The sequence below is a fragment of the Cutibacterium sp. KB22876 genome (assembly GCF_059728865.1).
Map to the genome: position 1 here is coordinate 2,273,702 of NZ_AP040858.1, position 25,953 is coordinate 2,299,654.

Annotated in this window: 19 protein-coding genes and 1 pseudogene; 6 read left to right on the forward strand and 14 right to left on the reverse strand. The window is 63.2% G+C overall.

What is annotated here, in order from left to right; translation table 11 throughout:
- Positions 1 to 74: 74 nt before the first annotated feature.
- The 11 genes and pseudogenes from AC6I1W_RS10380 to rimP all read right to left on the reverse strand — a co-directional run bounded on the left by AC6I1W_RS10380 (position 75) and on the right by rimP (position 12,287).
- Positions 75 to 941: an ABC transporter permease gene (locus AC6I1W_RS10380; protein ID WP_069102739.1), complete on the reverse strand. Its 867-nt coding sequence runs from the start codon at positions 939 to 941 to the stop codon at positions 75 to 77.
- A 5-nt stretch (positions 942 to 946) separates the two neighbouring features.
- Complete coding sequence (locus tag AC6I1W_RS10385) at positions 947 to 2,290, reverse strand: quaternary amine ABC transporter ATP-binding protein (protein ID WP_270236669.1); 1,344 nt, start codon at positions 2,288 to 2,290, stop codon at positions 947 to 949.
- A 337-nt stretch (positions 2,291 to 2,627) separates the two neighbouring features.
- Complete coding sequence (gene truB, locus AC6I1W_RS10390) at positions 2,628 to 3,524, reverse strand: tRNA pseudouridine(55) synthase TruB (RefSeq protein WP_270236670.1); 897 nt, start codon at positions 3,522 to 3,524, stop codon at positions 2,628 to 2,630.
- Between the two features lie 34 nt (positions 3,525 to 3,558).
- Positions 3,559 to 3,996 (reverse strand): 30S ribosome-binding factor RbfA, encoded by a 438-nt coding sequence (gene rbfA / locus AC6I1W_RS10395; protein WP_270236672.1) that lies wholly within the window; start codon positions 3,994 to 3,996, stop codon positions 3,559 to 3,561.
- 80 nt (positions 3,997 to 4,076) lie between these two features.
- On the reverse strand, positions 4,077 to 4,688 hold the full coding sequence (locus tag AC6I1W_RS10400) for a hypothetical protein (RefSeq protein WP_270236674.1): 612 nt from the start codon (positions 4,686 to 4,688) through the stop codon (positions 4,077 to 4,079).
- Positions 4,685 to 5,857, reverse strand: coding sequence for a conjugal transfer protein TraL (locus tag AC6I1W_RS10405; RefSeq protein WP_270236675.1), 1,173 nt, complete (start codon positions 5,855 to 5,857; stop codon positions 4,685 to 4,687). Before AC6I1W_RS10405 ends, AC6I1W_RS10400 begins: the two co-directional genes overlap by 4 nt.
- A pseudogene (locus AC6I1W_RS10410) lies at positions 5,854 to 6,635 on the reverse strand (ABC transporter ATP-binding protein). Before AC6I1W_RS10410 ends, AC6I1W_RS10405 begins: the two are co-directional and overlap by 4 nt.
- Before the next feature lie 684 nt (positions 6,636 to 7,319).
- Positions 7,320 to 10,220, reverse strand: a complete 2,901-nt coding sequence (infB, locus tag AC6I1W_RS10415; protein WP_270236676.1) for a translation initiation factor IF-2 — start codon at positions 10,218 to 10,220, stop codon at positions 7,320 to 7,322.
- Between the two features lie 231 nt (positions 10,221 to 10,451).
- Positions 10,452 to 10,688, reverse strand: a complete 237-nt coding sequence (locus tag AC6I1W_RS10420; protein WP_221267945.1) for a YlxR family protein — start codon at positions 10,686 to 10,688, stop codon at positions 10,452 to 10,454.
- 89 nt (positions 10,689 to 10,777) lie between these two features.
- Entirely contained in the window at positions 10,778 to 11,749 is a 972-nt protein-coding gene (nusA, locus tag AC6I1W_RS10425) for a transcription termination factor NusA (RefSeq protein WP_016665729.1), read from the reverse strand.
- Between the two features lies 1 nt (position 11,750).
- A complete protein-coding gene (gene rimP / locus AC6I1W_RS10430; RefSeq protein WP_065674222.1) occupies positions 11,751 to 12,287 on the reverse strand; it encodes a ribosome maturation factor RimP in 537 nt (178 codons plus the stop codon).
- A 144-nt stretch (positions 12,288 to 12,431) separates the two neighbouring features.
- Between rimP and AC6I1W_RS10435 the strand changes: the two genes are divergently transcribed.
- Positions 12,432 to 13,376 (forward strand): DUF4439 domain-containing protein, encoded by a 945-nt coding sequence (locus AC6I1W_RS10435; RefSeq protein ID WP_270236678.1) that lies wholly within the window; start codon positions 12,432 to 12,434, stop codon positions 13,374 to 13,376.
- A gap of 31 nt (positions 13,377 to 13,407) precedes the next feature.
- Here AC6I1W_RS10435 and AC6I1W_RS10440 read toward each other — a convergent pair whose 3' ends face one another.
- The 3 genes from AC6I1W_RS10440 to AC6I1W_RS10450 form a co-directional block, all read right to left on the reverse strand.
- The gene (locus AC6I1W_RS10440; RefSeq protein WP_016665732.1) at positions 13,408 to 14,175 is read right to left on the reverse strand and encodes a sulfite exporter TauE/SafE family protein; all 768 of its coding nucleotides are present in this window, start codon (positions 14,173 to 14,175) and stop codon (positions 13,408 to 13,410) included.
- 87 nt (positions 14,176 to 14,262) lie between these two features.
- Positions 14,263 to 16,014: a TIGR03767 family metallophosphoesterase gene (locus tag AC6I1W_RS10445; protein WP_270236679.1), complete on the reverse strand. Its 1,752-nt coding sequence runs from the start codon at positions 16,012 to 16,014 to the stop codon at positions 14,263 to 14,265.
- A gap of 162 nt (positions 16,015 to 16,176) precedes the next feature.
- Entirely contained in the window at positions 16,177 to 17,922 is a 1,746-nt protein-coding gene (locus tag AC6I1W_RS10450) for a proline--tRNA ligase (protein ID WP_063279310.1), read from the reverse strand.
- A 506-nt stretch (positions 17,923 to 18,428) separates the two neighbouring features.
- Between AC6I1W_RS10450 and AC6I1W_RS10455 the strand changes: the two genes are divergently transcribed.
- Genes AC6I1W_RS10455 through AC6I1W_RS10475 form a run of 5 tightly spaced genes read left to right on the forward strand, consistent with a single transcriptional unit; the run spans position 18,429 to position 25,564 of the window.
- The gene (locus AC6I1W_RS10455) at positions 18,429 to 21,305 is read left to right on the forward strand and encodes a TIGR03773 family transporter-associated surface protein (RefSeq protein ID WP_462552994.1); all 2,877 of its coding nucleotides are present in this window, start codon (positions 18,429 to 18,431) and stop codon (positions 21,303 to 21,305) included.
- Complete coding sequence (locus AC6I1W_RS10460) at positions 21,302 to 22,828, forward strand: anchored repeat ABC transporter, substrate-binding protein (RefSeq protein WP_065673865.1); 1,527 nt, start codon at positions 21,302 to 21,304, stop codon at positions 22,826 to 22,828. Before AC6I1W_RS10455 ends, AC6I1W_RS10460 begins: the two co-directional genes overlap by 4 nt.
- 19 nt (positions 22,829 to 22,847) lie before the next feature.
- Positions 22,848 to 23,927, forward strand: coding sequence for a choice-of-anchor M domain-containing protein (locus AC6I1W_RS10465; RefSeq protein WP_117188549.1), 1,080 nt, complete (start codon positions 22,848 to 22,850; stop codon positions 23,925 to 23,927).
- The gene (locus AC6I1W_RS10470; RefSeq protein ID WP_069102718.1) at positions 23,920 to 24,693 is read left to right on the forward strand and encodes an anchored repeat-type ABC transporter ATP-binding subunit; all 774 of its coding nucleotides are present in this window, start codon (positions 23,920 to 23,922) and stop codon (positions 24,691 to 24,693) included. Before AC6I1W_RS10465 ends, AC6I1W_RS10470 begins: the two co-directional genes overlap by 8 nt.
- Before the next feature lie 13 nt (positions 24,694 to 24,706).
- On the forward strand, positions 24,707 to 25,564 hold the full coding sequence (locus AC6I1W_RS10475; protein ID WP_270236682.1) for an anchored repeat-type ABC transporter permease subunit: 858 nt from the start codon (positions 24,707 to 24,709) through the stop codon (positions 25,562 to 25,564).
- Positions 25,565 to 25,953: the final 389 nt, after the last annotated feature.

Consider the following 25,953-nt stretch of genomic DNA (forward strand, 5'->3'; position numbering starts at 1 on the left):
TCCTCATTGTTACCTCGTGTTCATGTTCTGCATGGGACTCAGTCGTCCTATTGGGTTCAGCTGCCCTGTTGTGATCAGTTGGCGCGCTGTGCCCGGGCGAGCGAGGTGCGATTGGCCAGTCCATTGGTGATGCGGTCCAGGTAGACGGCCACGATCACCACTGCCAGTCCAGCCTCCATGCCCAGACCGATGTCGACCTGGGACAGGGCTGCGACGACGTCACCGCCAAGACCACCGGCACCAACCATGCCCGACAGCACGACCATGGACAGGGCCAGCATGATGACCTGGTTGACGCCGGCCATCACCGTCGGCATGGCCAACGGCATCTGGATACGCCACAGGATGTGACGCGGACTGGCACCGAAGGCTGCGCCGGCCTCCACCGTCTCGGTGTCGACGCCGCGAATACCCAACTCGGTGAAGCGCACGCCAGGCGGCAGGGCGAAGATGATCGTCGCGATGGCCCCAGGAACCTGACCGATACCGAAGAGGACGATGACCGGAACCAAGTATGCCAGCGACGGCATCGTCTGCATGAAGTCGAGAATCGGCTTGATGATGGCCGAGAATCTCTTCGACTTGGCAGCCCAGATACCCAACGGGATCGCCAGGATGAGGGCCAGGATGACGGCCACAACCACCAGCGCCAGGGTCTGCATGGTGTTGTTCCACTGATCCATGGCCCGGACCAGGTAGAACCCAATGAGGGCGAACACTGCCACCTTCCAGTTCGCACAGGCCCAGCCGATGGCGGCGAAGACGACCAGCATGACCAGATACAGCGGCTTGGACAGGACGAGGTTGAGCCCGTCGTACATACCGCCGATGACGACGTTGGTGAAGGTGATGAGCCAGTCAAAGGCGTGCTGGAACCAGTCGAAGAAGGTCTCGATCCAGCTTCCCAACGGAATACGGGGGTTGACGAAATTGAAGCCCATCTCGATCAGGCCTCCTTCTCGGTGGTCGGGGCGGATGCGACCGTCGCGGTCGTCGTCTGGTCAGCAGGTGGAAGACCAACGGGGTCTCCGACGCCCTTGATGACGGGTAGCTTCCCGGTGTCCTCCAGGGACATCACGGATCCCTCGGACACCTTGTCCTGGGACCTCGACATGGAGTCAAGCAGAGCGACTCGGGAAATGACGCCCATGAGGTGGAAGTCCTCGTCGACGACGGCCAGGGGCACTCGTGCGTCCTTGGACGGGGCGAAAAGATCGGACAATGGGGTGTCCGTGCGAACGGTAAGGATGCCGCCGGTCTCGACGACTCCAGCAATGCTGCGATCGCCACGACGAGCAGCCTCGATGACCTCTTGGTCCCCGACCATGCCGAGCAGACGGCGGTGCTCGTCAACGACGAAGACGCCCGCCCAGTCGTGTTGGTCCATGATGCGCTGGACCTGGCGAGGATCTGCCGACTTGGAGACGATGGCCTCTGTCGGGCGCATGACCGCCGACGCCGTCAGAACCCGACTGCGATCGACATCCTGGACGAAGTCAGCGACGTAGTCGTCGGCCGGCTGGGTGAGGATCTCGTCAGAGGTGCCGATCTGGGCGACACGACCATTGCGCATGACCGCGATGTGATCGCCGAGGTACATGGCCTCGTTGAGGTCGTGGGTGATGAAGATGATCGTCTTATTGAGGGTGCTTTGCAGCTCGAGGAGCTGGTCCTGCATCTCACGACGGATCAGTGGGTCAAGAGCGGAGAAGGCCTCGTCCATGAGCAGGATGTCAGTCTCCGCAGCGAGAGCCCGAGCCAAACCGACGCGCTGCTGCATACCGCCGGACAGCTGGTGGGGGTACTTGTCTCCCCATCCCTTGAGCCCCACGGTGTGCAGCCACTCATTGGCTTTCTCCAAACGGTCCTTCGGCTTGAGCTTGCCCTGCAACTTCAGCCCGTAGGCCGCGTTCTCGCGAACGGTCAGGTGAGGGAGGAGGGCAAAGTGCTGGAAAACCATGGACACGTGGTCGCGACGAAGCTCCCGCAACTGGGCGTCGTTCATGTCGGAGACGACCTTGCCGGCCACCTCCACGGTACCTTCGGACGGAGCCCACAAACCGTTGATCATGCGGATGAGCGTGGACTTTCCGGACCCCGAGAGGCCCATGACGACGAAGGTCTCCCCCTTCGCGACTTCAAAGCTGACGTCGATAACAGCCGCCGTGCCGAGAGAGGCAAGATCTTCTCGAGACTCCCCTGCCTTGAGTCTTTCGATCACTTCTCGTTCGTGTTTACCGAAAACCTTGTACAGATGGGATGCTCGAACCAAATCCACGTCGTACGGCACCTTTCAGATGGGCGATGGAGTCAAAAGGGCTAGTTGAAAACAACTCATGCGAATCACGAGGGCACCACGACTTCGCGTCACGGTGCCGTGAGCCGCCTAAAATCACGTCTCCCCCAGCACAAAACAGCTATTTGAAGCTATCACGTCATATTTACACCTGCAACCAGAAGGTATTATCACCGTGACTAAATTAATTTCAATGAATACTTGGTAATATTCTGCTTCAGCAGCATGAACACCAAATAATTCAAACTCATGTGGGATATGTCACGCCACATGATAGTGTCAGTCTGACCGCATCCTGACAGGCTCACACGCACCTGTGACTGTGCTGTGGTCAAACCAGCACGCAGATTGCGCGACTCCGTTCTTCTTTCTCGCCATCTGGCCGATAAAGGGCCAGCATCTCTCCGGTTCGGGCGACCATCGCGGTCACGTCAGCGGGAACATTCAGATCCAGACGTCGTCCGACCCGAATGGCAGCTTCCTGGTCATCAGTGACCTCGACGACGGGGAAGCTCAGCTCGGCAGCCTCAGCCATCGTCATCGGGGTCGGGGCGACCGCATCATCGGCGAAGATGTCAGGGCAAGCCGCGGTGAGGTCGAAAGGTCCGATCCGGGTTCGCCGCAACGCAGTGAGGTGACCCCCCACTCCAAGATCGGCACCCACGTCACGGGCCAAGGCCCTCACATAGGTGCCGGAAGAACAGGTGACCTCGACGTCAACGTCGATCACCTCCTCATGGCGTCGTATCTCAGTGGCCTCGAATCGGGAGACGGTCACCCCACGCGGTTTCAGGACAACGTCTTCCCCGGCACGCACCTTGGCGTAAGCGCGCTGACCGTTGATCTTGATTGCGCTGACGGCGGTGGGAACCTGCTGGATCTCACCGGTTTGGCGTGCCATCGCGGCAATGATGGCCTCATCATCGATCCCGGATGCGTCGGTGATGCCGGTGGCATCCCCCTCGGCATCGTCGGTGACGGTACTCACTCCCAGCCTCACCGTCGCGGCGTAGTCCTTGTCGTGCAGGGACAAATGGCCGAGGAGTCGGGTGGCGCGATTGATCCCGATGATCAGAACTCCGGTGGCCATCGGGTCCAGGGTTCCGGCATGGCCAACCTTGCGGGTGCCCATGAGGCGACGCACCCGCCCGACGACCTGGTGGGAGGTCACTCCGGCGGGCTTGTCGACGACGAGGACGCCAGAGGGGACGTCGGGATTGGCCTTCATTGGCCAACCCCGAAACATGCCGACGCCATGATCGTCACTCGGCCTCGTCCTCGTCGCTATGACGGTAGGGATCAGCCTCACCGGCAGGCATGGCACCTTGGGAGCGTCGAGCGATCTCGGCATCAGAAGCGGCAGCTCGTGCCAAGGCGTCCTCGATCGACTTGGCGGTCTCAGGAGTGGCATCACGCACGAAGGTCAGGGTCGGGGCGTAGCGCAGCTTGAGTCTCTTGCCGACGGTGGAACGCAGCATCCCCTTCGCCGACTCAAGTGCCGCTTCCGTTCCGGCGATCTCCTTGTCGGTACCCATCGCGGTCCAGAACAAAGTGGCGTCACGGGAGTCCCCGGTCAGACGCACATCGGTGATCGTCACGAAGCCCAGGCGGGGATCCTTGACACGACGCTCAAGGGTCTCGGCCACCACGACTCGGATCTGATCGGCTAACTTGGCGACACGCGGATTCGGTGTGTTCATGATCTCTCCTCGCCATCGGTGTCCTGAGCGGATCAACCATTTTTGCACACCGTCCCCACCGACGCACGCGACAGCCAGTGTCAACGCGGGGGTCCGGGGGTACGCCACTGCAGCACCATCCCGACGACGACCAGCACGGCTGAGACTGCCAGACTCAGGGGGTCCAGAGGGCTCTGGTTCAGCAGCGCCCACCAGTAGGGAGTCGCCGCGGAATCCTTGGTACCCAGGATCCAGCACGACAGGACGAAGATCGTTCCCGGCAGCCACGCCCAGGCCACCGACAGCACGACGCTGGCGACCATCGCCAGTCCCACCAGCAGGACATGGTTGCGCGCAAACCACAGCACCCACCACTGAGAAATAGGTTGGTCACCGTTGAACAGGACAGCCCATGCCACTGGCCAGACGAGCACGATGAGGGCCCAGACCACCCTCATGGTGCGAATGGGACGGTCGGGGAAGGCCTGTTCCCGTTGTGGGTCCGGGGAGGAGAACAATACGGAGGCGAGGATTCCACTCAGGCTCGAAGGCCCCAGCCCCACATCAACCGACCTGCTGCCGGCAAACGGGACGGTGACGAGGTCGCCGCCAAGGTGATGGGCACAGACCATTCCCACCGTCAGATAGGCCACTACGGCCACCAGACCGCGGCTGCGCAGGAACCATCCGAAGCAGGAGAGCCGACCCGTCATGGACAAGCCCTCACCTGTGCCACCATGGATCGCAGCGAGTCCGGGGCGAGGGGTTGACCGTCCATGACCGACACCAGTGCGTCGTCAAGGATTTCGACCGTCCCGTCACACTGTGAGGACGTGGAATCCTCGACTCCCAACAGGTTGTCACCCAGCAGGGGTGCGTTGAGATCCCCGGCCCATTCTCTCGCTGTGGAGGAGGTCGACACGTGCGTCCGCACCGGCAGGTAACCGGCCTTCCCTGGCCCTCCCTCGGGGGCGTAGACAATGCGTCTTTGGACCCCGCTGGCCATCAACAGGTCATCGACGCGGCCCATAGCCGTTGCGTATTCCTCCAGCCGCCAGGACATGTCACCGGAGACGCATGCCATGGATCCGTGCTTGCCGACCTCACGACACCGCCAATCATCCGTGGATTCCCACACCTCCTCCAACCGAATCGTCGCTGCGGCGTCAACGATGACCACTGCCACCAGAATCGTCGCCGTGAGCCACCGCCACCAAGGCCCACCACCGGGTGTCGTGATCACGGCCACGAGCACCAAGGAGACGACGATGACGGCACAATCGAGTCCAGCCCACAACGCGATGGCGTGCCAGGTGAGATGCGAAGGGGCGCCGTCGATGGCCGCAGGACCAGACCATCCAATGAGCAGGTCATAGGCCTCAGGAACGGCCCCCGCCACCAAGTAAAACGCGATGGCAGCGACAGCGGCGAGCAGATAGGAACCAGCCGCCACTCCAAGGACGGCCCCCAGGGCCAGGAATGCCGTGGCGGCCATGGCGGTGAGGACCGAACCCATCACGAGTCGCGGATCGGCGTCACCGGAAGCCACCAATGCGAGGATTGCGGTCGTTACCCCCACAGCCAGGAGCAGAACGGCTCCGACACCCACCAGCCAGGTGGTGACGATGGCGGCGGTAGCGCTGCGCGGCCAGGCTCGGGATGTACGCGTGACCCCGGCGCGGCGAAGACGGGTGCCGTACGCTACCCCGACTCCGCAGCACACTGGAGACAGGATGACCGTGTCCACCGAGACACTCCCCGTCGTCAAGGCGAAGGACTTCCACACGCGGGAATACATGTGCATCAGGCCAACGCTCGTGGCGACCCACAACACGGCAAGCCCCAGCCCAGACCAGACGGCCTGCCGAAGACAGGCTTTCATCGGTCCCCCTCAAGGAGCTCAGATTCTGCGCGACCTTGCATCAGGTGCAGGTAGCCTTGCTCAGCCACTGACACGTGGTCCTGTGAATGAGATTCTGCTGCTGCAGCCATCAATTCGGGCAGGGTGCCGCTCCAGGTAATGTGCCCCCATCGACCAGATACACTTGGTCTGCGGACAAGGCGACGTCATCCATGAGATGGGTGGACAGCACGACGACCCGTGAGGCCGCCTGCTCGACGACGTGGCGGCGAAACGAGATCCGCTCCCCCGGATCCAGGCCCACGGTCGGCTCATCAAGAATGAGCACCTCGGGGTCGTGAACCAGTGCCGCCGCGAGGAAGACCCGACGCTTTTGACCGCCCGACAGAGTACCGATGGGCTGGTGGGCGAATTGACCGACGTTCAGATCGGACATGACGCCTTGGCACCTGTGCCTGACCTGCGTGGACGGTACTCGATACATGCGCGCACAGAAGGCGAGAAAGTCTTCGACCGGCCACGACGGTGACCAGGTGCATTCCTGCGGAACGTACCCGATGTGGGCCCGGTACCCAGAGCCCTCCCGTCGTCTCCTCACGGGTTGCCCGTCACGACGTAGCGTCCCGGCCCTCGGTCGTTTGATTCCGGTGAGCACAGCAAGCATCGTCGTCTTACCCGAACCATTGGGGCCGACAAGGGCACTCACCCCCACCGGAAAGGTCGCCGACACCGGCCCCAGTTGCCACCCGGACCGGTATCGGACGACCACCTGGTCAAGTTCAATCGTGTCAGCACTCATCAATCCAACCCATCGCTACACGGATCAGGTCAAGGCACTCGGTCGGGACACATTTTGGAAGAACATTGCCAACTGCCTCTTTCATCACGAACAACATCGATCGTAGAATCCGCAATATATACCTTGGATATTCCGTCAAGCAAACGACCGGTGCTGCCTGATGCCCCGCCCCTACGACTTGTGGAATACAGTTTCCACCCCACATGGGCTGGCATTTGTCATAAAGGACGGATGCGTCAACTTTGCCGTAACCGCCCTCTGTCGGATTTCTTGTGTCTTGAGACACTGAAGATGTATTCAGCCTTCGAATGCCAGATGCCACCCGATGACATGAGGGCTTGCTTATATCCTTGGGTTTTTCCTGGTGCTTTCGCCGATCCTCCCGTGATAGACAGACTCTCCACGTTGTCATAGGAGTCGCCCTGACAGTGTCTGCAAGTCTTGGCGGGCAGAACACAAGCAAAAATAGACACCGCGGATATCGACAAAAGTACAGTGCGAATCTTCTTGCGCCTTCATCAACTATTTGTCCAAACCATTGAGCAAGAGAGCAACACTGCTCTCTTACTGGACGAGCAGGGAATAATAATATAGTCGGGTGACAACAGGTCGAGCAATCGGGGAGCACACAAACGGGGCGACCACGCTTCCACGTGGACGCCCCGTTCAGGACAGTGACCAAGCTCAGTCGCGAGGCTTCTCCACCATCTCGTAGCACTGGACCTCGTCGCCGACACGGATGTCGGAGTAGTTGGTCAGAGTCAGACCACACTCGTAACCCTCACGCACTTCGGTGACGGCATCCTTCTCGCGCTGCAGCGTGTTGATCTCGGTCTCCTGGATCACCACACCGTCGCGGACGAGACGGGCCTTGGCATGACGACGGATGGTGCCGTCGGTGATCATGCAGCCCGCGATCGTTCCAACCTTCGAGGAGCGGAAGATCTGGCGGATCTCCGCGGTGCCCATTGCCTTCTCCTCGTAGATCGGCTTGAGCATGCCTCGCAGGGCGGCCTCGATCTCATCGATGGCGTCGTAGATGACCGAGTAGTACCGAATGTCGACGTTCTCCTCGTCGGCCATGCGCTGGGCATGAGCGGTCGGGCGAACGTTGAAGCCCACGATGACGGCGTTGGAGGCGGCAGCCAGCGAGACGTTGGTCTCGGTGATGGCACCGACACCACGGTCGATGACGCGCAGGTCGACCTCGTCGCCCACGTCGATCTTGGCCAGGGCGTCCTCCAAGGCCTCGACCGAGCCGGCGCCGTCACCCTTGAGGATGAGCAGCAGCTCCTCGGTCTCGCCCTTCTCGAGCTGCTCAAACAGCTGATCGAGGGTCTTGCGACGCGACGACTTGGCCTGCTGGGCAGCACGCATCCGGGCCTCGCGCTTCTCGGCGATCTGGCGAGCCATCCGGTCATCGTCGACGACCAGGAAGTTATCGCCGGCGCCCGGCACCGAGGTGAGGCCGAGCACCTGCACCGGGGCGGCCGGCGCAGCCTCGTCGACGCTCTCGCCCTGATCATTGATCATGGCGCGCACACGTCCGTAGGCAGACCCGGCGACGATGGAATCGCCGATGTGCAAGGTTCCGCGCTGGATGAGGGCGGTGGCCACCGGGCCACGACCCTTGTCAAGGTGGGCCTCGATGGCAACACCCTGAGCAGCCATGTCCGGGTTGGCACGCAGGTCCAGCGCCGCGTCAGCGGTCAGGACGATGGCCTCGAGGAGGTCGTCAAGACCCTCGTGGGTACGAGCGGAGACGTTGACAAACATCGTGTCACCGCCGTACTCCTCTGGAATCAGACCGTACTCGGTGAGCTGTCCGCGCACCTTGTCCGGATCGGATTCCGGCTTGTCGATCTTGTTGACGGCCACGACGATCGGCACATCGGCAGCTTTGGCGTGGTTCAACGCCTCGACGGTCTGCGGCATGACGCCGTCATCAGCAGCGACAACCAGCACCGCGATGTCGGTGGACTTGGCGCCACGAGCACGCATGGCCGTGAAGGCTTCGTGACCCGGGGTGTCGATGAAGGTGATGGCGCGCTCGACGTCGTCGACCTCGGTTTCGACCTGGTAAGCACCGATGGCCTGGGTGATGCCACCGGCCTCGCCCTCCACCACATGAGTGTGACGCAGGGCGTCCAGCAGCTTCGTCTTGCCGTGGTCGACGTGGCCCATGACGGTGACGACCGGTGGACGTGCGACGAGATCCTCCTCATCGCCCTCGTTCTCGCCGAACTCAAGGTCGAAGGACTCCAGCAGCTCGCGATCCTCGTCCTCCGGGGACACGACCTGAATGTCATAGTTGAGCTCGCCGCCCAGGATCTCCAGGGTGTCGTCGGACACCGACTGGGTGGCAGTCACCATCTCGCCAAGGTTAAACAGCACCTGCACGAGCTGCGCCGGCTCGGCATTGACCTTCTCGGCGAGATCGGTCAGCGAGGCACCACGACGCAGTCGGATGGTCTCACCATTGCCCTTGCGGACGCGCACACCGCCGACCAGCGGTGCCTGCATCTCGTCGAACTCTTGCCTGCGCTGCTTGCGGGACTTGCGACCACGACGGGAACCACCACGGCCAAAGGCACCCTGGGTGCCGCGACCACCGCGACCACCGCGACCACCGCCGACAGGACCGCGAGGTCCTCCGCCGAAGCCACCGCCGAAACCGCCGCCACGGGATCCACCACGGCCGCGGCCACCGCCGCGTCCACCACGACCAGTACTTGCCTGACCAATCTGAGAGGACTGGTGCTTCGGCATCATGGCCGGGTTCGGACGAGGCATACCGGAACCGCCACGCGATCCCTGGCTGCCGCCCGGACGCGGCATACGCTCACCCTGACCTGGACGAGGAGCTCCACCGGAGCGCCGTCCACCCTCAGGGCGATGACGGGACTGGCCCATTCCCTGGCTGGAGGCGAACGGGTTGTTCCCGGGACGCGGGGTTCCGGTACGACGACCAGCACCCGGACGCGGACCGGGGCGAGCACCCGATGGCAGCCCGCCGGATCCCCCCGGGCGCGGGCCCGGACGGGCACCCGGCTTCGGGGTGGCAGGCTTGGCCGACCCACCAGGCTTGGGGCCGGGGGTCGGTGCATGGGGCTTGGCGGCGTTCTGACCAGGCTTGGGAGCCGGCTTGGCGTCGCTCTTCGGTGCCGGGGTCTCCTGCTTCTTGGAGCCACCGGAAGACTTCATGAGACCCGGACGCGGAGTCGCACTGGTGCGAGCTGCAGAGCTGCGCCCAGGCTTCGGGCCTCCGCTAGAACCGGGACGGGGACCAGGCGCCGGCTTCGGCGCGGGGCCCGGCTTGGGACCGGGAGTCGGCTTGGCCGACGGAGTCTCCTTGGACTTCCCCTTGGATGCTGCCTGCGACTTGCGAGCCGCAGGCTTCGCAGGCTTGGCATCGCCAGTCGGTTCAGCCGAACCGATCTGGTCACGCAGTCGCCGCACAACTGGCGCCTCAATGGTTGAGGAAGCCGAACGGACGAACTCGCCCATGTCGTTGAGCTTCCCCAGAAGCTGCTTGCTTGACAGTCCGAGCTCCTTCGCGAGCTCATAGACGCGGACCTTGGCCACTACTCTCCTTCGGGCCCGGCCGCGGTGGACCTGGGCCTAGTTGTTGTGAATCCTCATTGGTGCGAACTCATCGAGTGTTCATGAGCTTGTGCCCACTTCCTATTCAGTCCCTTCGAGCCAGAATGACCGACCGTCCAGGGACACGATTCGGTGAGGCCGCCGGACCTCCCGGCGGGCATGCAGGAACAACTTTACCGAAACTGTCCTGTTGAGCCCAATTCACCGCGTTGGTCACTTGCCCCCATCAATCTCGTCGACGGTCACCCGCCGACGAAAGGATCGCGCGAATCCCCCGGACACGGCGCGCTTCCAGCACTCATCGCCAGGATGGACGTGAGCTCCCCTTCCAGCTGCACTGCCAGTCAGGTCTGCCACGACGACCCCGTCAATCAGCACATAACGCCTCATGTGGGCTAGATCGTCGACGCGTCGGCATCCGACGCAGGTGCGTTGGGGTCGTCTGGTCACCCGTCAACCCTAGGCCAGATGGAGAAACAAAAGCACGACACCGAACCTTCACGGGGAAGGTCGGGCGTCGTCGGCTACTTCAAGCGGTCTCAGACCTGGTTGTCAGGACGGATGTCAATACGCCACCCCGTGAGGCGAGCTGCCAGACGGGCGTTCTGACCTTCACGTCCAATGGCCAGGGAGAGCTGGTAGTCCGGGACGATGGCCCTGGCAGCCTTGGCCTTGGGATCGATGACCGTCACCGACGCCACCTTGGCAGGCGAGAGAGCCGCGCCCACGAACTCGGCGGGATCCTCCGACCAGTCGATGATGTCGATCTTCTCCTCGCCCAACTCATGCATGACGGCGCGCACTCGCTGACCCATCGGTCCGATGCAGGCCCCCTTGGCCGAGACGTCGGGGTTGTGGGAAACGACGGCGATCTTGGAGCGGTGACCGGCCTCACGAGCCAGGGCCTTGATCTCGACGACACCCTGTTCGATCTCCGGCACCTCCATGGCGAAGAGCTTGCGCACCAGGTTCGGGTGGGTGCGTGAGACGATCACCTGCGGGCCACGGACCTCCTTGCGCACTGCCACGACGTAGACACGAATACGACGGCCATGCGAGTAGTCCTCACCGGGAACCTGCTCAGCCGGGGGCATGATGCCCTCGAGGGCACCCAGGTCGACGCGAACCGTGCGGGTGTCGCGGTAGGACTGCTGGACCACGCCAGTGATGACGTCACCCTCGACCGCCGCGAAATGGCCGTACTTCTGCTCATCCTCGGCCTCGCGCAGACGCTGGAAGATCACCTGGCGAGCCGTCGAGGCAGCCACGCGCCCGAAGTCATCGGGGGTGCCGTCGTACCAGCCGACGATCTCCCCCTCCTCGTCCTTCTCCGGGATCATGACGGCGACATTCCCGGTCTTGCGGTCGAGCTGGACCTTGGCCCCCTTCACGGGAGCATCCGTCTTGTCGTAGGCGTTGAGGAGGGCGTCCTCCAGGGTCGTCAGCAGGTAATCGAGCGGGATGTCCTTGTCCCGCTCAATCATGCGCAGGGTCGACAGGTCGATGTCCATCTCAGTTCTCCTCCTCCGACGCCTGTGCGTCGCGACGATTGAGCTCCACCTGCACGATGGCCTTCGCCACGTCAGCCAGCTGGACCTCGCGGGTGGTGTACAGGGGCTTGTGAGGTTTCGAGTTCTCTGCCTCGACCTCGAGGGTGACCTTCTCCTCCGTGGCCGCGATGATGCGGCCGTCGAAGGTCTCCCCGGATTTCTGCCCCTCGGCTGGGTTGAGGGTGAACCGCACCAAGCGTCCGACGTTGCGTCGGTAGTGACGTGGCTGGGTCAACGGAGTGGAGACACCACGCGAAGACACCTCGAGGGTGTACGGCGACTCCCCCATGGCATCGGCATCATCGAGGCAGCGGGAAATCTCGGCAGTGGCCTCGGAGATCTCGTCAAGGCTGGGTCCGTGGCCGTCAGGGCCATCCCCGTCGACCGTCACTCGTACCAGGCGACGTCGTCCGGCAGGCACGGCCTCGACGCGATCGAGTTCGAGCCCGAGCTGGGACACGACCGGTTCCAGCAGGCTGGTGAGCCTCTCTGCATTCATCTGTGTCTCATCCTGTTGTCGTTGCAAATTGTCCGCACCGAGTCTAGCCGCTCAGTCCTGTCACCTGGACATCATCGCCTCCCCACCTGGGTGATCCCCGGCGTCAGGTCGGAGGTACAGCTTCAGTATGGATAGGGTGAGCACATGATCGCTCGGAGAACCCTTCTTGCCAGTGGAGCCAGTCTCGTCGCCATCGGGCTGGCAGGTTGCGATCATGAGTCCGGCAAGAGAACGACCCCGGTGCGCTCAACCATTGCCAGCGCAGCCCCACAACGTCGCGATGCCGTGTCCCAGGAAGCCCTTCTGGCGCAGTTGGCGACGAAAGCCGCGAGTACCGTCGGTGGCGGCCGGAAGGTGATGTACCAGCGCGTCGCTGCTGCCCATCATCGGCATTGTCAGGTGCTGAGCCAGACTGACCCTTTCTCCGGAAACACAGGCTCCCCATCCCCCTCGGTCTCACCTTCACCGTTGACCGCCGGACGGGGATCGCCAGTTGCCTTGCTACAGCGTCACGAAAAGGCTGCCGCTACCCAATATCTGTCGAATTGCCGAGCCGCAGGTGACCCCTCGGAATCCCTGGTGTGGGCCAGTCTCTCGGTGTTCTGCTCAGCTTTCGACCCCGACGCCCCCGCTCCACGTCCCACGCCCAAGGTTGTCCCGGTCTCCGTCGGACAGGAACCTCTCGTCAATGCCCAGCAGGCGCTCCTGACCCATCTCAATGCCCTCGTGGCAGGCCTGGAATGGGGCATTGGTCGCCTTGCCGAGGGCGACCCGCTTCGCGCCTGGGGATGGCGGCGACGCGACCGGGTCATCGCCCAGCGCGCCGAGGTCCGCCAGGGAATCCGCGAGGCCTCTGCCACCCCGACCCCTGATCTGCCTGGCTACCCCATGCCGACGACCCCTGTCAATGCGGCAGCGACCCGTTCGCTGTGGTCCGACCTGGAAGACAATGTGCTGTCTGGCTGGGGTCGGGTGACAGCCGCGAGCCCGGCGCCGGCACGTCCGCACGCCGTCGCTGCGATGGCCAGCCAGACTGAGGTCCTCGCCCATCTGGGCACTGGGGTGACGACCTGGCCCGGCTGGGTGTGAGCAGGAAGCCGCGCCCCGGCGGCAACGCGACTCAGATTCCCCAGATCAGCTGAACCAGCATCCGTACTGCCAGCACGCTGGTGATGATGAGGAACATCGTCCGGACGAAACCATTGCCATGTTTCATGGCGGTCCGAGCTCCGATGAATCCACCAACGACGTTGGCGATGACGAGCGGCCAGGCGACGTGCCACCAGACATGACCGTGAATGGCCAGCGTCGTGATCGTGACGAGGTTCGTCACCGTGTTGCAGATCTTGGCCATCCCGGAGGCCTTGAGGAAGGAATAGCCGCCCACGGCGACATAGGTGAGTACCCAGAAAGTCCCGACCCCCGGTCCGATGGCTCCGTCGTAACACCCCAGGAAGAGGCCGATGATCGGAACCAGAACGGGGTGTTTCCCGCCCTCTCCGTGCGAGCCCACGCCCAGGGCTGGTCGTCTCCAGGTGTAAATCCCTATGACCACGAGGACGATGAGCAGGATGGGAGTGTAGACCGCTCGGGACATGTAAGTGACGATCCGAGCACCGATCACCGCGCCGATGACGGCCATGCCGGCCGCTGAGAGGAACATCCGCCAGTCCGGGCGCTGCTTGCGCAAGTACCCCACTCCAGCGGTGAGGTTCCCGACGACTTGGGCCGTCTTATTCGTCCCGACGATCGTCGCCACCGGCGTCTCGGTCGGCAAACCAACCAACAAGGACGGCAGCATGATGAGTCCGCCCCCACCCACGACGGCGTTGACCCACCCTGCCATGAAGGCGGCGAGGACAAGACCAGCAAAGACCCACGACGTCACGTGTCAACCTTCCGTATGACACCAACAATTAGGGGCCCCGCCTCCTGAAAAGGGCGGGGCCCGACATCTTCTCGGTCTGGAGGTGCCTCAGGCCCACGGATGTGCCAGTAGCAACTCCGTGTTGTGATCGACCGATGTACCAAGCCTACGTGCCATCGTATGGATGTCGTTTGCCCCGAACTCTCGGTACAGGCTGGCCAGACCATCCGGGTCCGTGGTGTCGTAGTCGGCCTGATAAGGGGCATTGGACTCGATCAAGGTCGTGAAGATGCTAACGGTACCGTCGTGATTGTCAGCAAGCTCGATGACACGGGCCATCTGGGGAAAGTCGACGTGCGACGCCGTGTTGATCTCCCACCAGCTACGGCGGGCGTCGAGAGCGTGCCGGTGAGCGGTGATGTTGTTGGCATGCACATGACCGTTGACCCACGCGACCACATTCGGGTAGTGCGAGAGCAGGGACACCAGTTCAGGGCCGAGATGACGAATACCAGTGCCGTCACCGGGGAGGACGGGGTTGTTCATCGTCTTCGAGTCATGATGGCTGAAAAGGACGAACATGGTGTCGCTGGCCTCGTGACGCTGCCGCACACCCAGCTCGTCGTAGTACACGCTGCTACCGGCACGCAGCACGGACTTCAACCACTTCCACTGACGGTCGTCGATGGAACCATTGGTGTAGCCGGCCCGGTTGGTGGAGTCCAGGCTGATACCGGTCACGCCTTCTGCGATCGGGAAGGTGTAATAACCGCGTACCGCGTTGAGGTCATTTTCGCTGAAACCGTGACCATGCGGACCTGCACCATCAACATCCTCACGCAAGTGAGCCTTGATGAACTCAAAAGGAGTGAAGGGCACGCGCCGCTCATCCGCGGTGACCCGCCGAGTCAGCGAGACGGCATCATTGGACAGCGCGATCGGTCCGCCGCCTTGGGCAGCCTGAACGTACGCCTTGGCGTCCCTGTCACTGGCGAAACCGGTGATCTTTCGATCGCTGGTGTACATCGCCTTCAGAAACTCCCAATCAGCAGGCAGCGTGCCTTGGACTGAGTCGTCGTGGTTTCCGAACACCGCGTACCACGGGATCTTCACACCCGCGGACGACACCGGGGCCATGACGCGACGGAAGTAGCCGTCCACCTGGGGAAAGCCGGCACGTTTGTACATGTCGCCGTGATGCGCTTCAGGATTGTAAAACAGCGGATCCCCGAAGGTTTGCACACTCTCCCAGCGATCACGGGCACCAGTATTCGGGACGATCGTGCCCCCGGCCAACAAGGTGAGATACCAGTCCAGTTCGACGTGCTCATGGTTGTCGGTGTTGTCACCCGTGCTGACGAGAGCGTCGAAGGCCCGGCCAGTAGCCGGACCGCCCTGAAGCGAATTGACTCGGCGCACCAAGGAGGCCGTGGCGAGCGGCCCCAACGCCTCCTGCGGGCGAAAGGCCGGGCCAGCTAGCAGGTGCAGGAACTCGACCCGCATCGGTGACTGCACATCGGTCACGTGCAGGTCAGTGAGCTGAACGACCGACGCCAAGCCGTGGCGTCGGTCATCACGCCCGCTCTTGCCCCTGGCAAGTTCCTCGCGCACAACGAGCGGGTACCCGCGCCGTGCCTTGAGTCTGCGGTATCCGTTGCCCGGATCCCGCAGGCCCACCTGTTCGAGGGTGGTCCCGGCCGTGGAATGGAGACGCTTCGACGCATGAGCCAATGCCGGGGCGGTGCCGGTCACCGCTGCCGCAGCAACCAGGGTCATACCGCCGAGAAAGCTCCGTCGTCCCAACGTGTTCCTGGCCGCGTTGTCGTCAATTCTGGTTAATTTGTCTTCGTCCTCTGGCATCCATTTACCTTCCGCAAGGTCGAGGGGCCGTTCGGCCCGACGTACGAAACCCATTGTCAGAGGGGCATTGGGTCACTTGCGCGCCAGATTTCGAGAACAGTTGACGACGATACAGCCACGTGCGGATGTCGGCTGGTTAAACGATCACCTCCGGATCAGCGCTCAGCCGCGCACTTCCTCAAGGACGGCGGATACAGCCTCGGCCACACTGACCTCACGATTCTCACCCGTGGCACGATCGCGAACTTCAACGAGCCCGTCCTTGAGCCCCCGACCGACGACCACCGAGGTCGGCATACCGAGGATCTCACTGTCGGCGAATTTCACGCCCGGGGACGCCTTACGGTCGTCCAGGAGCACATCGAGTCCGGCCTCGGCCAACTCACTGGCAATCCTGGTCGCCTCCTCGAGGATCTCCGAGCCCTTGCCGGTGGCGAGCACCTGGACGTCGAAGGGAGCGACCTCGCGAGGCCAGGCCAGACCCTTGTCGTCACAGGTGCTCTCGGCGATGGCGGCCACCGCGCGCGAAACACCCAGACCATAGGAACCCATGGTGACGGTCACGAGCTTGCCATTCTGGTCGAGCACCTTGAGACCCAGGGCGTCGGCGTACTTCTTGCCGAGCTGGAAGATATGGCCGATCTCGATACCGCGGGACAGGTGCAGCTCACCACTACCGTCGGGAGCGGGATCGCCCTCGCGGATCTCGGCGACGTCGATGACTCCGTCGGGGGTGAAGTCTCGTCCTGCCACCATGTTGAAGACGTGACGATCCGTCTGGTCGGCACCGGTGATCCAGGACGTGCCGGTGACGACACGGGGATCGACGAGATAGCGCACCTTCGAGGAGTTCTCCTCGCCCAGGGATCCCGGGCCGATGTACCCCTTGACCAACTGTGGGTTGGCAGCGAAGTCCTCTTCCGTGAAGGGCTCAGCCACGGCCGGCTCGAGGGCGGCCTCGAGCCGTTTCTCGTCGACCTCGCGATCTCCTGGCAGACCGATGGCCAGTGGCTCACGCTTGCCGTCAGGATGGGTCACCATGAAGACGACGTTCTTGAGGGTGTCAGCCCCGGTCCAAGGACGATCCTCGCGAGGACGCACCTCGTTGGCCATACGGACCAGGGACTCGATGGTGGGAACCTCGGGGGTGTCGACGACCTCCGCATCCGGCAGCCCCTCGATCGGCAGCGGGTCCGGGGCAGTCATCCGAACCGCCTCGACATTGGCTGCATAGCCACCGGGAGAACGCACGAAGGTGTCCTCACCATTGTCAGCGATGGCCAGGAACTCCTCGGAGCGAGAACCACCCATCGGACCGGACATCGCCTTGACGATGGCATAGTCGAGACCGAGACGGTTGAAGATGCGAATGTAGGCGTCGCGCTGGGCCTGGTAAGCCTCGTCGAGACCCGCCGGGGCGACGTCGAAGGAGTAAGCGTCCATCATGACGAACTCGCGGCCACGCAGGATGCCAGCGCGCGGACGAGCCTCGTCTCGGTACTTGTTCTGGATCTGGTAGAGACACAGTGGCAGATCCTTGTACGAGGAGTACAGGTCCTTGACCATGAGGGTGAACATCTCCTCGTGGGTCGGGCCCAGCAACATCTCCACCCCCTTGCGATCCTTGAGACGGAAGAGGTTGTCGCCGTACTCAACCCAGCGACCAGTCTCCTTGTAAGGATCGGAGGCGAGGAGTGCGGGGAAGCACACCTCCTGAGCTCCAATTCCAGCCATCTCCTCGCGGCAGATGGCCTCGATCTTGCGCATCACCCGGAGACCCAGTGGCAGCCATGAGTAGATGCCGGGAGCAACCCGACGGATGTACCCGGCCCGCACCAGCCAACGATGGCTGGGGACCTCGGCGTCGGCCGGATCCTCTCGCAGGGTTCGGACGAAGAGCTGTGACATGCGCGTCAACACGACGTGTACCTTCCCGGCCGCGCTCGACCCTCCGCCGCCCTTCGACGTGACCGGCCACGACCACGTTGAATCCTAGCGGCAAGGAGGACGGTGCCCGATTTCGCCAGCTCACCCTCGACAGCCCGTCAGACTCTCAGCAGGTCACGCACAGCACGTGTATCGACTTCGACCGATCCCTCTACGCAAGCAATCTCGTGCAGCCTCAGGATGCAGGCACGTATGGGCCCATCATCCCGGTTCGCGCCGTCGATCCATGACCCGATATCACAGCTAGGGTCACCGGCAACCAAGTACAACGTTGATACAACGTGACACACATCACATTTCACAGCACCATGAAGCTAAGGAGGGGTCTTCGACAAGGTGAATTCTTGACGTCGGCAACCCGAGGATTGCCTGTCGCAACACGGTTCTCCACCGAGAACCCATATCAGACCCCAGTGGCGGTGATAACTGTTCTCATTATACAGTTAGTCGGAAATCACAGGAAGACAATGGAGGCCACCGTGAAACGGTTCGCATCGCTCCTTGCCGTCCTGCTGACGTTCCTGACGATCAACCCATCATCAGCGAACGCAGCAGCGCCGAGCCGGGAGCTCCTGCACAACGGCCTTGTCGACACCGCCCACGTCGAGTGGGGTACGGGCAACGACAGGCCGATCATGAAGGGTCTCTGGGGCAGTGATGACCTCAGGGATCCCAACAACGTCTACGCCCAAGTTGGATCGGACGCCGACCCGGGCAGCGAAAAGCCTATGGTCCTCGACCATGGTCACACTGACATCTTCCGCGTCGGATCGACCGACAATGGCGGACTCGACCTCAAGCTCAAGGAGGACGTAACCGGAGAGGGCATCCTGCACACCCCGGAGAACGTGCTTCTCAAGATCAAGGACGCTGCACTCATGGACATCCCGACAGGTCTGCCGGGAGCTCCCAGGGGTTATGTCCTCCCCCTCACCCAGAACCCGGAGGTTCTGTGGCCGGGTTGGGAGACCTTCGATGTCAAGCGCAATGACTTCAGCGCCGTCAAGATCAACATCAGCAACGTCAAGGGCCCCGGCCAAGTCAACCTGTTCTCGCAGGGGTCCTTCGGAGACCTTCAGTCACTGCTCGACGGTGGCTCCAATACCCTGCCGGGCACGATCACGGTTCATCATCCGTCCCACGTGCATGCCAACTGGGTGTTCAGCAAGCCAGGTGTCTACACCATGACCGTCCAGGCCGTGGCCGATAAGTCCGGAAAGACCTTCCAGACCAAGCCACACACCTATACCTGGGTGGTTGGCGACCAGACGGCCCTTCCGGCCCCGTGGGGCAAGCCGGCCCCCGAGCCGGCACCTACCCCGTCCGTGACGCCGACTCCGGAGCCCTCGGCCACCCCGAAGCCGTCCCTGACGCAGACCCCGAAGTCCTCGGCCACCCCGAAGCCAAAGCCCTCGGTCACCCCGAAGCCGAAGCCGTCCCTGACGCAGACCCCGAAGTCCTCGGCCACCCCGAAGCCAAAGCCCTCGGTCACCCCGAAGCCAAAGCCCTCGGTCACCCCGAAGCCAAAGCCGTCCCTGACGCAGACCCCGAAGTCCTCGGCCACCCCGAAGCCAAAGCCCTCGGTCACCCCGAAGCCAAAGCCCTCGGTCACCCCGAAGCCGAAGCCCACCCCGAAGCCGAAGCCCTCCGTCACCCCGGCCCCGAAACCGAGCAACGGCAAGGAGCCCTGCCACAAGAAGCTCGTTCTTGACCACGGTCATTCCGACGTCTTCCGCGTCGGCTCAGCTGCCAAGAACGGTCTTGACCTGCAGGTCAAGGAGGACGTGACCGGCGAGGGTGTGCTTCACACCCCGGAGAACGTCCTGCTTGCCGTCAAGGACTCTGCCCTGACCACCATCCCGAGCGGGTACCCCGGTGCCCCCAGGGGTTACCTGCTGCCCATCACGCAGAACCAGGATCTGCTGTGGCCAGGCTGGGAGACCTTCGACGTCAATCGCAATAGCTTCAACGAGGTCAAGATCAACGTCCGCAACGTCAAGGGCCCCGGCCAAGTGCACCTGTTCTCGCAGAGCTCCTTCGGAGGAGTCAAGGCCCTTCTCGACGGTGGGTCCAAGACCCTCCCGGGCACCATCACCGTCAAACAGCCGTCTCACGTGCACGCCAACTGGGTGTTCACCAAGCCCGGCCGCTACCAGATGACTGTTGACGCCACCGCCGTTCGCAATGGCAAGACCGTCAGCACCGGAACCCACACCTACACCTGGGTGGTCGGTTCCAAGGCCATCGCCGCCGCCAACACCTGCCCCACCAGTGACGGCGGCAAGGGCGGCACCCCGGTTCCCGGCAAGAACAGCACCAAGGGCGGTTCCGACAAGCCCTTCGATGATCTCGGTGTTGTCGGCAACACGCCGACCAACGAGGTTGGCGGAAACTCCGACCCGAACGGATCGACCGAGGGAACTACCACCAGCGGCTCCTCCGCCCGGAAGGAGATCTGCCGTCCGGTGAAGATCCCCACCAAGGCTGCCGCTGCCGTGAAGAAGACGGCTCAGTCTGCCACCCATCCTGCGTCCATCGCCACCGAGGGTCACTTCGACTGGGGCGTCCAGCTGCAGTCCGGCAAGCTCATCTCCGCTCTCAAGGACGACCGCTCCGCCCCGGCGAAGTGGGTTGTGCCGTCGAGCATCGTGATGGCTGTCGGTGACAAGGCCAACACCACGGCTCCGGCCGGCATGGAGTTCATCGCCAAGGGCGGCAGCAAGGTGTGGCTCATCGGTGCGACCCAGGTTCCCGGCGTGCCGTGGCTCGGCGTCAACACCATGCACGAGTCAATCGTCAGCGGCACCACCGGCCCGGTCCAGATGCACCTGGACAAGGTCAGCGGCCCCGGCAAGATGGCCGTGTTCATGTCCGGCACCTTCGGTGGTGGAGTGGGCCAGCGGGTCTTCGACAACGTCGGCGGACCCACCAGCTACACCGTCCCGGCCAACACCCATGCTCACCCGAACTGGGTGTTCACCGCCCCCGGCCACTACGCCGTGACCGTCACCCAGACGGCCACCACCAAGGCCGGCAAGAAGGTCAGCGCCACCGGCACCCTCCACTTCGCAGTGAGTATCGATGCCAAGTCGGTCGCCGCCTCCATCGGCAAGGTGTTGGCCTCCACCGGCGCCGACCAGAACACCGAGCCGGCTTACACCATCGTGGGCCGCACCCCCGATGGCAAGCCCTGCGATCTCAACGGGCTGCCACGCTCCGGTGAGAACGGCACCTTTGGCGATTCCGGTATCGCCTCCCAGACCAACCAGGGTCTGGTGGCCGGAGCCCTCGCGGTTATCGGTCTGACCGGCACTCTCCTCGTGGCGAGGAGACGACGCGGGTGAGAAAACGCCTGGTGTGCGTCGTGGCCGCACTCAGCCTTCTGGCTGGGTGCGGCCACGCGCCCGCTTCCCAGAACGACAAGCTTTCCGTGGTGACGACCACGCCCATCCTCGCTGACCTGACGCGCAACGTCGCCGGCGATCGTGCCACCGTCACCTCGATGGTGCCCTCCGGCGCCGACCCCCACGCCTACGAGCCGTCGCTGCGTGATGTCCGGACCGTCGTGTACTCGAAGGTCGCCCTGTCGAACTACCTCATGCTCGAGCCCCATTCGGTCATCAAGACCATCGACGCCTCCCTGCCTGCCGGATCGATCAACGTCTCTCTGGCTGAGGAGGCACAGAAGTATGGCGCTGAGGTCATCCCGCTCGTCGAGAATGCCAACCTGGACACCGTCTGGCTGGGCCTGCGGGTCATCGGCAAGGGCACTGCTCAAGGGGCCGACCGTTCGTCCTCGGTCCATCTCCAATTGAAATCCGTCGACGGTCCTGGCGATCTCACCGCCTACATCACCGGCACCTTTGGTCGTCCGCAGATCTACTACTCGACGACTGACGGCGTCGACGAGCGTGATGACGTCGAGCTTCCTGCTGACGCCCACACCCACATGTCGTGGGCGTTCAGCAAGCCTGGCATCTACAAGGCGACCTTCGCGGCCACCCTGTCCACGGCCAAGGGAGACACCCCCATCGGCACCCAGACCCTGACGATTGCCGTCGGAGCTGATCCACGCACGATCCCCGAACTCGCCAACCGGACGGTCGTCGACAAGGGCCACGCGGACCTCTCCGCCGACATCGACGAGGGCAAGATGATCATCCTGTCCGATCCAACTGGCGGTGGCGTCCGCACCCAGAAGCGTCTCAGCCCCGACAAGTCGGTGGTGTGGGTGCCCCCGAAGGCACTCACCGAAATCCCACCGACTCCGGCGTTCCGATTCCTGGGCCACCCTGGCGACTCGATCCACCAGCTGCCCCAGGCCGTTCTCGGCGCGCACGTTCATGGCGAGATCGACCCCCATCTGTGGATGAGCATCAAGAACACCAAGGCCTACGTGCAGGTCATCCGTGACGCTCTCATCAAGGCCGACCCCGACGGCGCCCAGCCCTACCGAGAGAACGCCAAGACATACCTGGCGAGGCTGGAAGAGACCTCGCACTACGTCGATCGCAAGATCGCCAGCATTCCCAAGGGGCGGCGTCAGCTCATCACGAGCCACGACGCCTACGGCTACTTCGCCCAGGCCCACGGCATGCACGTGGCCGGATTCGTGACCGCCAATCCCGGTGTCGAGCCGTCCATGGCACAACGACGCAAACTCAACCAGACCATCGCCGACCTCAAGGTGCCGGCCGTGTTCCTGGAACCCAATGTGCTGCGTGGCTCCTCAGTGCTCGCGGCCATTGCCGCCGAGAACGGTGTCCAGGTGTGCCCCATTTACGGCGACACCTTCGACGACCGAGTCACGAACTACATCGACCTCATGAAATTCGACGCCGACTCCCTGGCCAAGTGTCTGGGATGAGGCTCCTGCGGAGGAATCCATGATTACGAAACACCGTCGGTTGGCATCCCTGTCTGCCATGTTCATCGCGCTCAGTACTGGTTTCGCACTCTCGCAGCCAGCCCATGCCTCCCCTACCCCGCCACCAGATCCTGCCCTCAAGCAGACGGTGACAGACAACGAGAAGGTGGCCAAGGAACCCGCCGAGATCAGGCGAGGACACGTCGATGTCGGCCCTCGCATCGTTGACGGCAAGTTCACCCTCATGGCCCGCGACGACACCGCCAACCCGCCGGTGTGGCGCAACACCGATGACGCCGTGCTACGCGTGGTCGATGCGTCCCGTATCGACGTGCCGAACGACGAGGCCTACTCCTTCCTCGGCGACATGCGTGGCAAGAAGGCATATGTCATTCCACAGACCCAGGACCAGAAGGTCGTGTGGCTCGGTTGGAACACCCAGGCCCCGGAGATCGTCAAGAACTTCCCTCGTGGCGCCGAACTCGTCTTCACCGGGCACGAGGGTCCAGGTCAGGCCCACATGTTCATCGAGAACGGTTTCGACGCCCCGACACCGCTGTATGACTCCACCAGGTCCGGAGAGCAGTTGGTGCACATGGAGACCAACACCCATGTGCACGCCAACTGGGTGTTCTCCGATCCGGGAGCGCAGACCATCTCCGTCGATGTCCGCGGCACCGACGCCAAGGGCGCCAAGCACTCCTACTCGACCAAGCTGAGGTTCGTCGTCGGTGACAAGGGTTCGGTCGACGAGGCTCGAACCATGGGTGCCTCTGCCTCGGCGTCCTCCCAGGCTTCCGCGGCATCGGATTCCTCGGCGTCCGGCATGGCCTCAACAAGCAGCTCCGCCGCTGCCTCGGCCTCTGCGAAGGCCTCCACGCCAACAGCTGCCACCAACTCCACTGATGATTCCGACCATGACACCCCGTGGGGAATGATCATCGCGATCATCGCCGGAGTCGTCATCATCGCCCTCATCATCGCTGCTCTGGTGGGACGCTCGAAGTCCAGGAAGATGCACGACGAGGTATGGAAGGACGAGGGCACCGACGCAACATCGGCCAAGACCTCCGACAGTGGAACGAGTTCGCATGAGTGACCTCGGATCCATCAAGATCACTGACATGGCCGTCAACCTGGGCGGCCTCCGCGTGCTCCACGACGTCAACCTGTCAGCCAGCAGGGGTGACCTGCTGGCACTCCTGGGCCCCAACGGCGCCGGCAAGACGACCATTCTGCGCAGCATGCTCGGCTTGGTGAAACCAGCCAAAGGCAGTGTTGAGGTCGCTGGGTCCGCTCCCGGCAAGGGATGGCGTCACATCGGTTACGTCCCCCAGCGTCACGAATTCGCCTGGGACTTCCCCATCAGCGTCGCCGACGTCGTCATGAGCGGACGAACCCGCCACATCGGGTGGCTACGTCGTCCTGGCAAGGATGACCACATCGCGGTGCGCGACGCCCTGCGGATCGCCGGCATGGCGGACTTGGCAGATCGCACCGTGGGAGAACTCTCCGGTGGTCAGCGTCAGCGTGTTCTCATTGCCCGAGCCTTGGCCACACGTCCCTCCGTACTGCTTCTGGACGAGCCGTTCACCGGGGTCGACATGCCGACCCAAGAGATGCTCACTGAGCTGTTCTGCCGCTTGGCGACCGACGGCACCACACTGGTCATGACGACCCACGACCTCGCCCAGGCCATGGCCACCGCTGACCGGGTGTGCCTCATCAACCGCACCGTCGTCGCCGACTCCACCCCGGAGGAACTGCGGGATCCGACGATGTGGATGAAGGCCTTCGGGGTCACCGCGAACTCCCCGCTGCTGACCATGGTCGGGGCTGCTGAACCCGTCCACACCCCTGTCTGACAAGGAACCATCAATGCTCACTCCATGGGAGTTCTTCACTGATCTCACCAATCCCCTGCTGGTCTTCCTACCGAAGGCCTTGCTCGTTGCCGTGGTCTGCTCGATGGTTGCCGGCGTCATCGGTTCCCATGTCGTGCTGAGAGGCATGGCCTTCATCGGCGACGCGGTGGCCCACTCGGTCTTCCCCGGTTTAGCGGTGGCCTTCCTACTCCAGGGGTCGCTGCTCGTCGGTGGTGCTGTGGCCGGTCTCGTCACTGCCGTCCTGGTGGCCATCGTCTCCCAAAACCGACGCCTCAAGGAGGACTCCGTCATCGGAATCCTCTTTGCGGGAGCCTTCGCGTTGGGAATCGTCATCATCTCCAGAGCTCCTGGGTACTCGGGTTCCCTGCAACAGTTCCTCTTCGGATCCATTACGGGTATCACTAACGACGACATCGTCGTCGTGTGCGTGGCCGGGGTTATCGTGCTGCTCCTGGAACGCGCCGTCCACAAGGAGCTGGTGACCGTCGGCCTGGACCGCGAGACTGCGCGAGCCTCCAACCTTCCGGTCTTCGCCCTCGACCTGCTGCTCTACGTGCTGGTGACGATGACCGTCGTCATCTCTGTGCAGGTCATCGGCAACGTCCTCGTCCTGGCCCTGTTGGTGACCCCGGCCGCCACCGCCCACCTGTTCACCGATCGGTTGGGTCGAATGATGGTCCTGGCGCCGGTGATCGGCGGCCTCAGCGCCCTGGTAGGCCTGTACCTGTCGTGGTCGATCGACCTTCCGGCCGGCGGGACGATCGTCCTCGTCGCGACGGCGGTGTTTCTCCTGTGCTGGGTCCTCGCGCCGCGCGGGCTGCTCGGGGGGATGCGGCGCCGGGTCGCCTGAGGCAGTCCTGTTTCCTCCCTATTCCGCCCCCTGCCGTACACCGCTCACCACGTGGATGCCGATCACTCCACGGGCAGGGGGGCACCTCCGATTGGTCTGTTGGAGCACCGTGGAGTTCCATGGAATCAGAGCCGACGGTCTCCGGAAAACACATCACTGTCGACAATTCAAGATCTGGGGCACCACTGGAACCGTGAGCGTGCATACCTATTGGAAGGATTCATTTCTCCTTCTCGGGCTCAACGGCACGCGTGACAGCGCGTCTCTGAGCGAAACGGAGGATCGATTGGTTCAGGTGAACAAAATTCCCGACAGCGGAAATCGCCCGGCTGAAGCACCCATGTACGTCCTTGGTAGGCGACCATGCGCCCCGGGTTACTCACCACCGA

Excerpts from the sequence above, each read along its gene's own strand:
- AC6I1W_RS10380 (WP_069102739.1), bottom strand. The coding sequence starts at position 941 with ATGGGCTTCAATTTCGTCAACCCCCGTATTCCGTTGGGAAGCTGGATC.
- truB (WP_270236670.1), bottom strand. The coding sequence starts at position 3,524 with ATGAAGGCCAATCCCGACGTCCCCTCTGGCGTCCTCGTCGTCGACAAG.
- rbfA (WP_270236672.1), bottom strand. The coding sequence starts at position 3,996 with ATGAACACACCGAATCCGCGTGTCGCCAAGTTAGCCGATCAGATCCGA.
- AC6I1W_RS10400 (WP_270236674.1), bottom strand. The coding sequence starts at position 4,688 with ATGACGGGTCGGCTCTCCTGCTTCGGATGGTTCCTGCGCAGCCGCGGT.
- AC6I1W_RS10405 (WP_270236675.1), bottom strand. The coding sequence starts at position 5,857 with ATGAAAGCCTGTCTTCGGCAGGCCGTCTGGTCTGGGCTGGGGCTTGCC.
- nusA (WP_016665729.1), bottom strand. The coding sequence starts at position 11,749 with ATGGACATCGACCTGTCGACCCTGCGCATGATTGAGCGGGACAAGGAC.
- rimP (WP_065674222.1), bottom strand. The coding sequence starts at position 12,287 with ATGAATGCAGAGAGGCTCACCAGCCTGCTGGAACCGGTCGTGTCCCAG.
- AC6I1W_RS10435 (WP_270236678.1), top strand. The coding sequence starts at position 12,432 with ATGATCGCTCGGAGAACCCTTCTTGCCAGTGGAGCCAGTCTCGTCGCC.
- AC6I1W_RS10445 (WP_270236679.1), bottom strand. The coding sequence starts at position 16,014 with ATGCCAGAGGACGAAGACAAATTAACCAGAATTGACGACAACGCGGCC.
- AC6I1W_RS10450 (WP_063279310.1), bottom strand. The coding sequence starts at position 17,922 with ATGTCACAGCTCTTCGTCCGAACCCTGCGAGAGGATCCGGCCGACGCC.
- AC6I1W_RS10455 (WP_462552994.1), top strand. The coding sequence starts at position 18,429 with ATGGAGGCCACCGTGAAACGGTTCGCATCGCTCCTTGCCGTCCTGCTG.
- AC6I1W_RS10465 (WP_117188549.1), top strand. The coding sequence starts at position 22,848 with ATGATTACGAAACACCGTCGGTTGGCATCCCTGTCTGCCATGTTCATC.
- AC6I1W_RS10470 (WP_069102718.1), top strand. The coding sequence starts at position 23,920 with ATGAGTGACCTCGGATCCATCAAGATCACTGACATGGCCGTCAACCTG.
- AC6I1W_RS10475 (WP_270236682.1), top strand. The coding sequence starts at position 24,707 with ATGCTCACTCCATGGGAGTTCTTCACTGATCTCACCAATCCCCTGCTG.